We start from the raw sequence: 14,086 nt of genomic DNA on the forward strand, positions 1-14,086 counted from the left end.
TCCGTACACTTCGCCGAATCGGAAACTGAAGAGCTGCACATGACCTTGACGCTTTACTACCACCCGCTGTCCTCCTACTGCTGGAAGGTCTTGATCGCGCTGTACGAGAACGGCACGCCCTTCCAGGCCCGCACGGTCAATCTCGGCGACCCCGGGGAACGCGCCGCCTACGCGGCGCTGTGGCCCACGGCCAAGATCCCGCTGCTGGTCGACGGTGAGCGCGTGGTGCCCGAGACCTCGATACAGATCGAGTACCTGGACCACCACCATCCCGGCCCGCTGCGGCTGCTACCCGAGGATGCCGACGCGCGGCTGGAGGTGCGCCTCTGGGACCGCGTGTTCGACCTGCATGTGATGACGCCCATGCAGCGCTTCATCGCCCAACAGCTGCGCCCCGAGGCCGAGCGCGATGCGGCCACGCTGAGCGGCACCGTCAACGACCTGGGGCTGGCCTACGACCTCATCGAAAGCCGCCTGGGCAGCCGCGCCTGGGCAGCCGGCGAGGCCTTCAGCATGGCCGATTGCGCTGCCGCCCCGGCGCTGTTCTACGCCGCCATCGTGCGGCCGTTCTCGCCCGAACACACGCGGCTCGCCGCCTACTTCGAGCGCCTGCTCGCCCGCCCGTCGGTGTGGCGCTGCATCGTCGAGGCCCGCCCGGTCTTCCAGTACTACCCGCTGCGCCATGCCCTCCCCGCACGCTTCCTCGCCGACTGAGCGGCTCGACGGCCTCTTCGCCGCGCTGGCCGACGGCAACCGCCGCGCGATGGTGGACCAGCTGGCGCGCGGGCCGGCGTCGGTGTCCGACCTTGCCAGGCCGCTGTCTCTTCGCCTGCCCTCGGCGCTGAAGCACCTGGCCGTGCTGGAGGCTGGCGGCTTGGTCGAATCCGACAAGGCGGGCCGCGTGCGCACCTACCGCATCGCGCCGGAGGCCTTCAACGGGCTGGAGGCCTGGGTGGCCGAACGCAAGGCGATGTGGCACCGGCAGTTCGACGCGCTCGACGCGCTGCTCGCAGAACAGGACAACAAGGCATGACCGCGACCTCCGCCACCCACACCAGCTTCGTGCTGGAGCGCTCTTTCAAGGCCTCCGCCGCTCGCGTGTTCGCCGCCTGGGCCGACCCGGCGACCAAGCTGCGCTGGAACGACTGCCACGCAGCGACGAACGCCACCGAGTTCAGCATGGACTTCCGCCCTGGCGGCTTCGAGATCTACCGCAGCCAGTTGCCCGACGGCACGAGGCTCGCCGTCGACAAGGTGTTCCTGGACATCGTGGCCAACGCGCGCATCGTGTTCGCCTACTCGATGGCTGCGAACGGCAAGGCCCTGTCGACCTCGCTGGTCACGGTGGAGTTCGCGGACACGGCGGCCGGATCCACCATCAAGCTGACCGAGCAGCTGGCCTACCTCGACGGTCACATGGACATCGAGCAGCGCCGCCGGGGCACCGAAGAGGGCCTCGACCGGCTGCTGCTCGAAGTCGACGCTGCTTAACCGAGCGCCTTGCGGGCGTTCTGGAACATGCGCAGCCACGGGCTGTGCTGGGCGCGGTCGCCCGAGGTCCAGCTCATCTGCACGTTGCGGAACACACGCTCCGGGTGGGGCATCAGCGCGGTGAAGCGGCCATCCGGCGTCGTCACCGAAGTCAACCCACCAGGGCTGCCGTTCGGGTTGAACGGATAGGCCTCCGTCGCCTGGCCGTGGTGGTCGACGAAGCGCATGGCGGGGATGACCTTGGCCGCATCGCCCTGGCGCGCGAAGTTGGCGAAACCCTCGCCGTGCGCAACGGCGATCGGCAACCGGCTGCCGGCCATGCCCTGGAAGAACACGCTGGGCGAGGCCAGCACTTCCACCAGCGACAGCCGTGCCTCGTACTGCTCGCTCTGGTTGCGCGTGAAGCGCGGCCAGGCCTCGGCGCCCGGGATGATGGGCGCCAGCGCCGCCAGCATCTGGCAGCCGTTGCAGACGCCCAGCGCCAGCGTGTCGGAGCGCGAGAAGAAGGCGCGGAACTGCTCGGTCAGCACCGGGTTGAACATGATGCTGCGCGCCCAGCCTTCGCCAGCGCCCAGCGTGTCGCCGTAGCTGAAGCCGCCGCAGGCGACGAAGGCCGCGAAGCCGTCCAGCTTGACCGCGCCGCGCTGCAGGTCGCTCATGTGCACGTCGAAGCTGTCGAAGCCGCCCAGCGACATTGCATAGGCCATCTCGACATGCGAGTTGACGCCCTGCTCGCGCAGGATGGCCACCTTCGGCTTCGCGCCGGTGGCCACGAAGGGCGCCTCGGGTGCGAACGTCAGGTGCACGTGCAGGCCGGGGTCGTCGGCCTTGCCGGCCGCCGCGTGTTCGGCGTCGGCACAAGCGGGGTTGTCGCGCAGTTGCGCGATGCGCCAGCTCACCTCGTCCCAGGCCTGCTGCAGCGTCGTCAGGTCGGCGCCGAAGACCTTCTTCGCATCGCGCCAGACTTCCATCTGCCGCGTCGCGTTCGGCTTGGCGACGACATGCGAATGCTTGGACAAGCCATGGGCACGCAGCACCTGCATGACGGCATCGCGGTCGGCCGCGCGCACCTGGATCAGCGCGCCCAGTTCCTCGGCGAACAGCGCGCGCAGCGTCAGCTCCTCGCGGCGGGCGCCGACCTGGGCTGCCCAGTTCTTGGAGTCGCCCATGTCGGCGCGGCTGTCGCTGATGCCGTCGCCTTCGGTGACCAGCATGTCCACGTTGAGGCTCAGGCCGGTCTGGCCGGCGAAGGCCATCTCGCAGGCCGCCGCCCACAGGCCGCCGTCGGAGCGGTCGTGGTAGGCCAGCAGCTTGCCCGCGGCGCGCAGTTCGTTGATCGCGTTGACCAGCGACACCAGCAGCTGCGGGTCGTCCAGGTCGGGCACGTCGCTGCCGAACTGGTTCAGCGTCTGCGTCAGGATGGAGCCGCCCAGGCGGTGCTGGCCCTGGCCCAGGTCGACGAGGATGGCGCACGAGTCCTCGCGCTGCCACTCGGGCGTCAGCGTGCCGCGCACGTCGGCGATGCTGGCGAAGGCGGTGACGATCAGCGATACCGGCGCGGTGACCTGGTTCGCATCCCACTTGGTGCGCATGGACAACGAGTCCTTGCCGACCGGGATGGAGATGCCCAGCGCCGGGCACAGCTCCATGCCCACCGCCTTCACCGTGTCGAACAGCGCTGCGTCTTCACCCGCCTCACCGCAGGCCGCCATCCAGTTGGCGCTGAGCTTCACGCGCGGCAGCTCGAACGGCGCGGCGAGAAGATTCGTGATGGCCTCGGCCACGGCCATGCGGCCCGAGGCGGGTGCGTTGACGGCGGCCAGCGGCGTGCGCTCGCCCATGCTCATCGCTTCGCCGGCAAAGCCCTTGAAGTCGGCCAGCGTGACGGCGCAGTCCGCCACCGGCACCTGCCAGGGGCCCACCATCTGGTCGCGGTGGTTCAGGCCGCCCACGGTGCGGTCGCCGATGGTGACGAGGAAGCGCTTGTTGGCCACGGTCGGGTGGCGCAGCACGTTCAACGCCGCCTCTTCCAGCTTCACGCCCGTCAGGTCCAGCGTGCCGCCGTCGCGCGCCACGCGGGTCACGTTGCGCTGCGTCTTGGGCGGCTTGCCGAGCAGCACGTCCATCGGCATGGCTATGGGGAAATCGTCGCCATCGGCGAGCTTGAGCTCACGCTCCTCGGTCGTCACGCCGACGACGGCGAACGGGCAGCGCTCGCGTTCGCACAGCGCGGCGAACTGGTCCAGGCTTTCCGGTGCGATGGCCAGCACGTAGCGCTCCTGGCTCTCGTTGCACCAGATCTCCTTGGGCGCCAGGCCCGACTCCTCCAGCGGCACCTTGCGCAAATCAAACCGCGCGCCGCGGCCGGCGTCGTTCACCAGCTCGGGGAAGGCGTTGGAGATGCCGCCCGCGCCGACGTCGTGGATGGCCAGCACCGGGTTCTCTTGCCCGAGGCCCCAGCAGTGGTTGATGACCTCCTGCGCGCGACGCTCGATCTCCGGATTACCACGCTGCACGGAGTCGAAGTCCAGGTCGGCCGTGTTCGTGCCCGCCGCCATCGACGACGCGGCGCCGCCGCCCATGCCGATACGCATGCCGGGGCCGCCGAGCTGGATCAGCAGCGTGCCGGCCGGGAACTCGATCTTCTTCGTCAGGTCGGAGCGGATCGTGCCCAGGCCGCCGGCGATCATGATGGGCTTGTGATAGCCGCGGCGCAGGCCGGCGACGGTCTGCTCGAAGACGCGGAAATAGCCGGCCAGGTTGGGCCGGCCGAACTCGTTGTTGAAGGCCGCGCCGCCCAGCGGGCCTTCGATCATGATCTGCAGCGCCGAGGCGATGTGGGCCGGCTTGCCGACCGGGTGTTGTTCCCAGGGTTCGGCAAGGCCGGGCAGGTGCAGGTTGGACACCGAGAAGCCCGTCAGACCCGCCTTGGGCTTGGAGCCGCGGCCGGTGGCGCCTTCGTCGCGGATCTCGCCGCCCGCGCCGGTGGACGCGCCCGGGAAGGGCGAGATGGCGGTCGGGTGGTTGTGCGTCTCCACCTTCATCAGCACCTGCGCCTGCTCAGGGCGGGCCACATAGGCCGCGCCCGGCTGCGGCGCCGGCATCCAGCGCTCGATGGCGTGGCCCTCCATGACGGCCGCGTTGTCCGAGTAGGCGATGACCGTGTGCTGCGGATGCAGCTTCTCGGTGTTGCGGATCATGCCGAACAGGCTCAGTGGCTGCGCCTCGCCGTCCACCGTGAAGCTCGCATTGAAGATCTTGTGCCGGCAGTGCTCGCTGTTGGCCTGCGCGAACATCATCAGCTCGACATCGCTGGGGTTGCGGCCGAGCTTCTTGAAGTTGGTTTCCAGGTAGTCGATCTCGTCGGCCGACAGCGCCAGGCCGAACTCGGCGTTGGCCTTCTCCAGCGCCGCGCGGCCGGCGCCCAGCACGTCCACATGCGCCAGCGGCTGGGCGGTGCGCTCGTCGAACAGATGGGCGGTGTCCTCGCGGCTGAAGCAGGCCGACTCGGTCATGCGGTCATGCAGCAGCGCGGCGCAGGCGTTCAGCTCGTCGGCGCTGAGCGGCTTGGCCCCGCCGAGCAGGCCCGTCTTTGTCGCGATGCGGTACTCGACGACGCGCTCGACGCGCTTGAGCGACAGGCCGCAGTTGCGGGCGATGTCAGTGGCCTTGGACGCCCAGGGGCTGACCGTGCCGAAACGCGGCGTGACGACGACCAGCGCGCCTTCGGCACCGGCGGCCGCCGGCTCGCCATAGGTCAGCAGCGCGGCAAAGCGCTCGCGGGCCTCGGCGTCCAGCGGCGCCTCCGTCCAGACCCAGTGCACCGCGCGCGCGCTGATGCCGGTGATGCGGGCACTGACCTCTTGCAGCCTGGCCAGCAAGGCCCGGGCGCGGAAATCGGAAAGAGCGTTGCCGCCCTCGAAATGGGTCAGATGCGGGGTCAGGGCCATGGAGTCCGAAGGAGGCTGGGCGCGGCACGGGGCACGCGGTTCTCGGGAGGCACCGTCCCGGAGCAAGGGACGGCGTGCGGCGCCCGGGATTCTACTGAGGCGCTCCACCACGCCGGCTTCGGTTCACATGGCGCATCCCAGCGTCGGCGGGAAAGTACGGACCGACAGGCGCGGTTTTGAGAATAGGATAGCGCTGTCCAACCCATCCGCGACCGCCCCGCTTGACTCCGCCCATGACCCAGCCCGCCCCTGCTTCCCTCATCGTCATGGGCGTCGCGGGCAGCGGCAAATCGACGCTGGCGGCCGCCGTGGCCCAGAGGCTGGGGCGCGCCTGGCTGGAGGGCGACCTGTTCCACAGCGAGTCCAACCGCCGCAAGATGGCCCAGGGCGAACCGCTGACCGATGGCGACCGCGCCAGCTGGCTGGCCAGCTTGTGCGAGCAGTTGCGCCAGCAGCCCGGCGCGGTGGCCGCCTGCTCGGCACTCAAGCGCGCATACCGCGACCAGCTGCGCGGGGCCTCGGCGGGCTTGCGCTTCGCCTTCCTGCACATCGACAAGGCCGACGCCAGCCGGCGCGTGTCGGCGCGCGCCGCGCACTTCTTTGCCGCCAGCCTGATCGACAGCCAGTTCGAGACGCTGGAGCCGCCGATGGGCGAGCCGGACGTGCTGCGGCTCGACGCGATGCAACCGCTGGACGAACTCGCCGCCTCGGTCTGCACCTGGCTGGCGCAGCCGCAAACCGAGGCGCCGCGCTGACCGCGCGACGGGCCGTAACGATGCCAACGAGCAAGCTGACCCAGCGCGAGATCGTCGGCTACGGCCTGGGCGACATGGGGTTCAACTTCTACTGGACCAACATCTCGACCTTCCTGCTGATCTTCTACACCGACGTGTTCGGCATTACCGCAGGCGCGGCCGCGACCATGCTGTTCGTCGTCAAGATCTTCAATGCCTTCACCGACCCCATGATCGGCGCCTTCGCCGACCGCACGCAGACGCGCTGGGGCAAGTTCCGGCCCTACCTACTCTTCATGCCGCTGCCGCTGGCCGTCATCGGCGTGCTGACGTATTCCACGCCCGACTTCGGGCCCACCGGCAAGCTGGTCTGGGCCTATGTGACCTACCTGCTGCTGATGACGATCTACACCGGCGTCAACCTGCCCTACAGCGCCTTGTCGGGTGTGATCTCGGGCGACGCGCGGGAGCGCAATGCGATCAATGCGTCGCGCTTCGTCGCCGGCTTCGCGGGCGGCACCATCGTCACCGCCGCGTCGCCGCGGCTGGTCGCCTGGTTGGGCGGTGGCGACGCGGCGCTGGGCTGGACGCTGACCATGGTGTTCTGGGGCGTCGCCGCCGCCGTGATCTTCGCCATCACCTTCAGCGCGACGACCGAGCGCGTGCAGCCGGTGCAGGCGGCGCCGTCCAGCGTGCGCCAGGACATTGCCGATCTGCGCAGCAACCTGCCCTGGATCCTGCTGTTCTTCCTCGCACTCATCATCATGCTGAGCATCACGCTGCGCATGACCAGTGCGGCGTACTACTTCAAGTACGTCGTCAACCGGCCCGAGCTGCTGGCCACCTTCATGCCGGCGTACCTGCTGGCCGCCGCTGCGGGCACGGCCTGCACGCCGCTGCTCACGCGCTTCATCGACAAGCGCAAGCTGCTGATCGCGTTGATGCTGGCCTCCACCGTGCTGTCGACGGCCTTCCTGTTCGTCGACGCCGACCAGATCGTGCTGATGTACGTGCTGCAGGTCGCGCTGGGCCTGACGCTGGGCCCGAAGTCGCCGCTGTCTTTTTCCATGCTGGCCGACTCGGCGGACTACAACGAATGGCGCAACGGCCGCCGCGCCACGGGCATGACCTTCGCCGCCAGTTCCTTCGCGCAAAAGCTCGGCACCGCCGTCGCGGTCGCCGTCATCGGCACGCTGTTCACGGCGCTGGGTTATGTGCCCAACGCCGCCCAGTCGGCCGAGTCGCAGGCCGGCATCGTCTGGCTGATGTCCTTGATCCCGGCCGGCTTCACGCTGCTGGCCGCCGTCATCATGGTGTTCTACACGCTGGACAACCCGACCATGGCGCGCATCCAGGCCGATCTGGCAGCGCGCAAGTCCTCCCTCCCTTCGCCCTGACCATGCTCCACCCTCTCGACGGCGGTGCGCGCTGCGAACTCACCAGCCCGACCGCGATGCCCCAGGCCGGCGGCTTCCTGTGGAACCGCCGCATGATGATCCAGGTGACCTGCCGCGGCTATGCCACCGCGCAGTTCATGCAGCCCGAGCCGGCCAAGTACGCGCATGCGCCCAACCTGGAGGCCAAGACCTTCATGCAGCCGGAGCACGCCTACTACGCCCACCACCCCGGCCGCTTCGTCTATGTGAAGGACGAGGACACTGGCGAGCTGTTCTCGGCGCCTTACGAGCCGGTGCGCGCGCCGGTCGAGGCCTTCAGTTTCGTCGCCGGCCGCCATGACCTGAGCTGGACGGTGGAGCACCTCGGCCTGCGCGTGGAGATGTCGTTAGGCCTGCCGACCGACGACGTCGTCGAGCTGTGGGAGCTGCGCGTCACCAACCTCTCGGGCCGCGCGCGGCGCCTCAGCGTCGTGCCCTACTTCCCCATCGGCTACATGTCGTGGATGAACCAGTCCGCCGAATGGCGCGCCGACCTCGGCGGCATCGTGGCCAGCAGCGTGACGCCCTACCAGAAGGTGGCGGACTACTTCAAGAACCGGCAGCTCAAGGACAAGACCTATTTCCTCTGCGAACGCACGCCCGACGCCTGGGAGGCCAGCCAGGCCGCGTTCGAAGGCGAAGGCGGCCTGCACCGCCCGAGCGCGCTGCAGGGCGAGCGCCTGGCCGGTGGCGACGCCCGCTACGAGACACCCGCCGCGTGCGTGCAGTACCGGGTCGAGCTGCAGCCCAACCAGCGCGAGACCTGGCGCTTCCTGTTCGGCCCCGCGCTGGATGACGCCGAGATCGCCCAGGTGCGCGACAGCTACCTCGGCGAAGCCGGCTTCGCCCGCACGCGCCGGGCCTATGCCGACTACATCGACGGCGGCCGCGGCTGCCTGCGCATCGAGACGCCCGATGCCGATTTCGACCGCTTCGTCAACCACTGGCTGCCGCGTCAGGTCTTCTATCATGGCGATGTCAACCGCCTCAGCACCGACCCGCAGACGCGCAACTACCTGCAGGACAACCTGGGCATGGCCTACATCGCGCCGGCCGTCACGCGCGGCGCGCTGCTGCATGCACTGGGCCAGCAAGCCGCCAACGGCGCCATGCCGGACGGCATCCTGCTGGTCGAGGGCGCCGAGCTGAAGTACATCAACCAGGTGCCGCACACCGACCATTGCGTGTGGCTGCCGGTGTGCCTGCAGGCCTACCTGGACGAGACCGGGGACTTCGCGCTGCTGGATGTCGCCGTGAACGGGCTCACCGTTGCCGAGCGGCTGGACGCCGCCATGGCGTGGCTGCATCAGGACCGGGACGCACGCGGCCTGAACTTCATCGCCCAGGGCGACTGGTGCGACCCGATGAACATGGTGGGCTACAAGGGTCGCGGCGTGTCGGGCTGGCTGACGGTGGCGGCCGCCTATGCGATGAAGCTGTGGGCCGGCATGTGCGAGGACGCCGGTCGGGCCGCTGCGGCGCTGCGTTGGCGCGCCGCGGCGCAGGAGCTCAACGACGCGGCTAACCGCCACCTGTGGGACGGCCAGTGGTTTGCGCGCGGCATCACCGACGACAACGTCGTCTTCGGCGTCAGCAGCGATGCCGAAGGCCGCATCTACCTCAACCCGCAATCGTGGGCCATGCTCAGCGGCGCTGCCAGCGCGGCGCAACGCGAGAAGATGCTCGCCGCCATCGAGGCACAGCTCGACACCCCGCACGGCGTGGCCATGTTCGCTCCGCCCTACGCCGGCATGCGCGACGACGTCGGGCGCGTCACGCAGAAGCACCCGGGCTCCGCCGAGAACGGCGCCGTCTACAACCACGCGGCCAGCTTCTACGTCCATGCCCTCTACGACACGGGTGAAAGCGACCGCGCCTGGCACGCGCTGCGCCGCATGATCCCTGGGCCGGACGAGGCCGACATCCTGCAGCGCGGCCAGCTGCCCGTGTTCATTCCCAACTACTACCGCGGCGCTCACCGCGAGTACCCGCGCACGGCCGGCCGCTCCAGCCAGCTCTTCAACACCGGCACGGCGGCCTGGGCCTACCGCAGCATCATCGAAGGCCTGTGCGGGCTGCGCGGGCATGCCGGCGGCCTGCTCGTGAGGCCCCAGTTGCCATCCCACTGGAACCACCTCCAAGCCGAGCGGGAGTTCCGCGGTGCACGCTTCAAGCTGCAGGTGCGCCGCACCGGCACGGCCCGCGTGCTGCTGGACGGGCAGCCCTTGCCCGATGGCCTCGTGCGCCACATCGAAGCCGGCCGCGAGTACCGCCTGGATGTGGAACTAAGCTGACGCGCGTCTAACGACCTGGAAGCCGAGGTCCAGGTTGGGCTGCTCCACCGGCTGGCCGCGCATCAGCTTCATCAGCATGTGTGCCGCCTGCTCGCCGATCTCGCGGCGCGGCGTGGCTACCGTGGTCAGCGGCGGCACCATCTGGTCGCTGCCCGGCAGGTCGTTGAAGCCGGCCACCGCCACGCGCCCCGGTACTGCCACACCCAGGCGCAGCGCGGCCAGCAGGGCGCCCTGCGCCAGGTCGTCGTTGCAGAAGAAGATGGCGTCCGTGTCCGGCGCCTCGCGGAGCACGCGCTCCAGCATCGCGGCGCCCAGCGCCATCGACGACGGCTCGGCACTCAGCACCTTGTTCACGCGGTCTGCCAGACCCGCCTGCGCCAGCGCCTGGGCATAGCCCTCGCCACGCTCCAGCGTGCGCGGGTCGAGCTGGGCGGCGACATAGGCGATCTGACGCCGCCCGCAGTCCAGCAGGTGCTGCGTGATGGCCCGGCCGGCCTCCCGCTGCGAAAAGCCCACGCTATGGCTGCCCGGCTCGACCTCCACCTCCATCACATGCACGCAGGGCACGCCGCTGCCCTCGATCAGCGCCGCCGCCGCCGGGCTGCGGTCGCGGCCGGTGACGATGAGGCCGGCCGGGCGGTGGGCTAGGAAGCTGCGCAGCACGGCCTCTTCTTCGCCGGCGTCGTAGTGGGTCACGCCGATCAGCGTCTGATAGCCGGCCGGCACCAGGCTGTTCTGCACCGCGTCCAGCAACTCGACGAACAGCGTGTTGCTCAGCTTCGGGATCAGCACCGCCACATGGGAGCTGCGGCTGGAGGCCAGCGCGCGGGCGGCGGGGTCGGGCACGTAGCCGAGCGCGGTGGCGGCCGCCTGGACGCGCTCACACAGTTCCTGGGCCACCGAGCGCTCACCGCGCAGCGCCCGGGACACGGTGATCGGGCTGACGCCCGCCGCCTGCGCCACGTCCGCCAACGTGACCCTGCCGGTCGCGCGGGCACGTCGAACTGGCGGGTCGGAAACCGGCTTGCTAGGGGGCATGGCTACATGTTATCCCCCATACCGAGGGGGTGGATCGGCCCCTAGGATAGCGCAATCCCAATATGAACCGGCCTCGTCCAGAGGCAGTTCGAGCGGGTCGATCGGCGGCGCTTGCCGGCGGCAAAAAGGTGGCTGACCCCATTTTTTTAACCGCCACGGATAGCGCTATCCAACTGCCAGCGACAAGACAAGGAGACACCATGCCCACCCCCGGCCACCGCACCCTGATCCATATCGCCGCCCTCGGCGCCTGCGCCAGCTTCGCGCTGGCCGCCCATGCCCAGGAGGCCGCGCCCGCCGCCGATGCGGAACCTGCCGGTGCCAGCGGCTCGAACGTGCTCAGCCCCGTCGTCGTCTCGGGCTCGCGCATCTCCGCACGCGGCTTCACGCAGCCCACGCCGACCACCCGCATGGTGGCCGCGGACCTGGAGAAGGTCGCCAAGCCCAACCTCTTCAACGCGCTCGCCGAACTGCCCGCGCTGCAAGGGAGCACCGGCCGCACCACCAGCACCAACAGCACCAGCAGCGGCATCCAGGGCCTGAGCTCGCTGAGCCTGCGCGGCCTCGGGCCCATCCGCACACTGACGCTGCTGGATGGCCAGCGCGTCGTCGGTGCCAATGTGACCGGCGTGACCGACGTCAGCCAGTTTCCGCAGCTGCTCATCAAGCAGGTGGACGTGGTGACCGGCGGCGCGTCGGCGTCCTATGGCTCGGACGCCGTCGGCGGCGTGGTGAACTTCATCACCGACAAGCGCTTCAGCGGCTTCAAGGCCAACGTCGAGGCTGGCGAAACCAACTACCACGACGACCGCAACGCCACGCTGCAAGCGGCTTGGGGCCGCGGCTTCCTCGACGGCCGCGCGCACCTGGTCGCCAGCGCCGAGTACAGCCGTGAAAAGGGCGTGCCCTCCCCCCGCTTCGGCGGCGCGGGCGCCAACGGCCGGACGTGGTTCAGGAACCCCGCCTTCCAGGTGCGCCCGATCGCGCAAACGACGGACGGCAAGCCGCAATACATCGCCATCGAGAACGCCCAGCAATTCCAGTACGCCAAGTACGGCCTCATCACCAACGGCCCGCTGCAGGGCACGGCCTTCGGCAAGGATGGCGCGCCCTTCCAGTTCCAGTACGGCTCGGGAGGCGTGCCCACCGGCACCGGCACCGTCACCGGGTGCATCACGCCCTTCTGCGTCGGCGGCGACCTGAGCGGCACGGTCGGCGGCGGTACGACCCTGGGCATGAACATGGCACGCCAGGTGGCCTACACGCGCGGCAGCTACGAGCTCAACGACGACCATGAGCTGTTCTTCAGCCTCAACTACGCCAAGGTCGACTCGCGCTTCACACCCAACCCGGGCGCGGCCAAGAACGACAACCTGACCATCCAGTGCGACAACCCGTTCGTGCCCGCGTCCATCCAGACGGCCTGTGCGGCGAACGGCATCACCAGCTTCAAGTTCGGCACCTCCAACGCCAACTTCCCGAAGGACATCGAGGTCAACCCGGTGCGCACGCAGCTGCGCGCGGTGCTGGGTGCCAACGGCAAGTTCAATGCGCTCGGCAAGGCCTGGACGTACGACGCGTACGCGGCGCATGGCCAGAACACCATCGACATCCGCGTCGCCAACATGTCGCTCAACGCGCGCTACAACGCCGCCATCGACGCCATCCGCGGCCCCGGCAACACCATCATCTGCCGCAACCCGGTGGCCGTCGCGTCGGGCTGCGTGCCGCTCAACATCCTCGGCGACGTGCCGGCCGACCCGGCGGCGATGGCCTACATCGAACCGGCCAACGGGCCGCGCCAGCATTCCCGCCAGCGCCAGTCCGTCGCCAGCTTCGCCGTCAACGGCGAGCCGTTCTCGCTGTGGGCGGGCCCGGTGGCGCTGGCCTTCGGCGCGGAAGCGCGCCGGGAGCAATACCACGTCACCGGCGATCCTTACGGCAATGGCGTTTCGGCGGCCAGCCCCAACACGCCGGAGTACCCGGCCGACCCGCTGCTGAACACCAGCGTCGGCAACAACTGGTATGCCGGCAACTACCACAATGCCGTGGGCGCGTACCACGTGAAGGAAGGCTTCATCGAGCTCAACCTGCCGCTGTTCAAGTCCGCAAGCCTGGGCGAGGCCAACTTCAACGTCGCCGGCCGCCACACCCGCTACAGCACCTCCGGCAGCGTCGACAGCTGGAAGGCTGGCTCGACCTGGAAGACCGGCGTGGACGGCCTGCGCCTGCGCGCCGTCACGTCCCAGGACGTGCGCGCGCCCAACCTGAGCGAACTCTTCGCCGCGCCGGTGGTCGTCAACAACACCGTCAACTACCAGGGCACCACGCTGACGGTGCAGCAACGCACCATCGGCAACACCAAACTGCGCCCCGAGATCGCCCGCAACACCACGCTGGGCGTCGTGCTGGCGCAGCCGAAGTGGGCGCCGGGCTTCAGCGCCTCCGTCGACTATTTCGACATCAAGGTCAACGACGTCATCTCCTCGCTCACCACGCAGCAGGAGGTGGACCTGTGCGTGGCGGGCAACCAGGAGATCTGCGCCGCGATGGACCTCGTCAGCGCGACCAAGTACGTGACCGTGCAGGCTTTCAACCTCGCGTCCATGCGCAACAAGGGCTTCGATCTGGAAGGCGTCTATAGGTTCGATCTCGGCATGGGTCTGCCCGGCAAGATCACGCTGCGCGGGCTGGCCACCTACACCAGGAGCTTCGTGACCAACTCCGGCGTGGTCGGCACCATCCCGACCGAGGCTGCCGGCGTCAACCTCGGCAACACACCGAAGTGGAAGGGCCAGTTTTCGCAATCCTGGGACACCGACACGGCCAGCTTCACCGTCTCCCAGCGCTGGATCAGCGACGGCGTCTACAGCAACGAGTACATCGAGTGCCAGACCAACTGTCCCGTCTCCACACTCACGCGCCCCACCATCCTGAACAACCAGATGAAGGGCGCGTTCTACTGGGACATCGGCGGCTCGTACAAGCTCAACAAGAACCTGACGGTCTACTTCAAGGTCGACAACCTGACCAACGTGGACCCCGTTGCCGCGCCGCAGACGGGCACGGGCTACGGCATCAATCCATTCCTGTACGACGTGCTGGGCCGGCAGTACCGCGTGGGCGCGCGGATGCAGTTCTGA

Annotated in this window: 9 protein-coding genes; 7 read left to right on the top strand and 2 right to left on the bottom strand. The window is 69.1% G+C overall.

The genetic code is table 11. From position 1 onward, the window contains the following. The first annotated feature begins 39 nt into the window (after positions 1 to 39). Genes ASD35_RS20115 through ASD35_RS20125 form a run of 3 tightly spaced genes read left to right on the top strand, consistent with a single transcriptional unit; the run spans position 40 to position 1,491 of the window. Positions 40 to 714, top strand: coding sequence for a glutathione S-transferase family protein (locus tag ASD35_RS20115; RefSeq protein ID WP_056876726.1), 675 nt, complete (start codon positions 40 to 42; stop codon positions 712 to 714). Further along, entirely contained in the window at positions 683 to 1,033 is a 351-nt protein-coding gene (locus tag ASD35_RS20120; protein ID WP_056876727.1) for a helix-turn-helix transcriptional regulator, read from the top strand. Before ASD35_RS20115 ends, ASD35_RS20120 begins: the two co-directional genes overlap by 32 nt. Continuing rightward, a complete protein-coding gene (locus ASD35_RS20125) occupies positions 1,030 to 1,491 on the top strand; it encodes an SRPBCC family protein (protein ID WP_056876728.1) in 462 nt (153 codons plus the stop codon). The genes ASD35_RS20120 and ASD35_RS20125 overlap by 4 nt, the downstream gene beginning before the upstream one ends. On the opposite strand, the gene purL is transcribed toward ASD35_RS20125, so the two are convergent. Then, positions 1,488 to 5,441, bottom strand: coding sequence for a phosphoribosylformylglycinamidine synthase (purL, locus tag ASD35_RS20130; protein ID WP_056876729.1), 3,954 nt, complete (start codon positions 5,439 to 5,441; stop codon positions 1,488 to 1,490). The two genes, ASD35_RS20125 and purL, sit on opposite strands and share 4 nt — an antisense overlap. Positions 5,442 to 5,674: 233 nt before the next feature. On the opposite strand from purL, the gene ASD35_RS20135 reads away from it, so the two are divergent. From ASD35_RS20135 to ASD35_RS20145, 3 genes are read left to right on the top strand one after another with little or no spacing between them, the layout of a single operon-like run. After that, positions 5,675 to 6,196 (top strand): gluconokinase, encoded by a 522-nt coding sequence (locus ASD35_RS20135; protein WP_235538404.1) that lies wholly within the window; start codon positions 5,675 to 5,677, stop codon positions 6,194 to 6,196. 20 nt (positions 6,197 to 6,216) lie between these two features. Next, positions 6,217 to 7,572 carry an MFS transporter gene (locus ASD35_RS20140; protein WP_056876731.1) on the top strand — a complete coding sequence of 452 codons (1,356 nt, stop codon included), beginning with the start codon at positions 6,217 to 6,219 and terminating at the stop codon, positions 7,570 to 7,572. Positions 7,573 to 7,574: 2 nt separating this feature from the next. Then, on the top strand, positions 7,575 to 9,905 hold the full coding sequence (locus ASD35_RS20145; RefSeq protein ID WP_056876732.1) for a GH36-type glycosyl hydrolase domain-containing protein: 2,331 nt from the start codon (positions 7,575 to 7,577) through the stop codon (positions 9,903 to 9,905). On the opposite strand, the gene ASD35_RS20150 is transcribed toward ASD35_RS20145, so the two are convergent. Then, positions 9,897 to 10,943, bottom strand: a complete 1,047-nt coding sequence (locus ASD35_RS20150) for a LacI family DNA-binding transcriptional regulator (protein WP_056876733.1) — start codon at positions 10,941 to 10,943, stop codon at positions 9,897 to 9,899. The two genes, ASD35_RS20145 and ASD35_RS20150, sit on opposite strands and share 9 nt — an antisense overlap. 200 nt (positions 10,944 to 11,143) lie before the next feature. Here ASD35_RS20150 and ASD35_RS20155 point away from each other — a divergent pair, with 200 nt between their 5' ends. Continuing rightward, positions 11,144 to 14,086, top strand: coding sequence for a TonB-dependent receptor domain-containing protein (locus ASD35_RS20155; RefSeq protein ID WP_056876734.1), 2,943 nt, complete (start codon positions 11,144 to 11,146; stop codon positions 14,084 to 14,086).

It is taken from the genome of Pelomonas sp. Root1444, from assembly GCF_001426885.1.
Classification (GTDB): Bacteria; Pseudomonadota; Gammaproteobacteria; order Burkholderiales; family Burkholderiaceae_C; genus Pelomonas.

Bases quoted from the DNA above. Each gene is read 5' to 3' on its own strand.
- ASD35_RS20115 (WP_056876726.1), top strand. From the start codon at position 40: ATGACCTTGACGCTTTACTACCACCCGCTGTCCTCCTACTGCTGGAAG.
- ASD35_RS20120 (WP_056876727.1), top strand. From the start codon at position 683: ATGCCCTCCCCGCACGCTTCCTCGCCGACTGAGCGGCTCGACGGCCTC.
- ASD35_RS20125 (WP_056876728.1), top strand. From the start codon at position 1,030: ATGACCGCGACCTCCGCCACCCACACCAGCTTCGTGCTGGAGCGCTCT.
- purL (WP_056876729.1), bottom strand. From the start codon at position 5,441: ATGGCCCTGACCCCGCATCTGACCCATTTCGAGGGCGGCAACGCTCTT.
- ASD35_RS20135 (WP_235538404.1), top strand. From the start codon at position 5,675: ATGACCCAGCCCGCCCCTGCTTCCCTCATCGTCATGGGCGTCGCGGGC.
- ASD35_RS20140 (WP_056876731.1), top strand. From the start codon at position 6,217: ATGCCAACGAGCAAGCTGACCCAGCGCGAGATCGTCGGCTACGGCCTG.
- ASD35_RS20145 (WP_056876732.1), top strand. From the start codon at position 7,575: ATGCTCCACCCTCTCGACGGCGGTGCGCGCTGCGAACTCACCAGCCCG.
- ASD35_RS20150 (WP_056876733.1), bottom strand. From the start codon at position 10,943: ATGCCCCCTAGCAAGCCGGTTTCCGACCCGCCAGTTCGACGTGCCCGC.
- ASD35_RS20155 (WP_056876734.1), top strand. From the start codon at position 11,144: ATGCCCACCCCCGGCCACCGCACCCTGATCCATATCGCCGCCCTCGGC.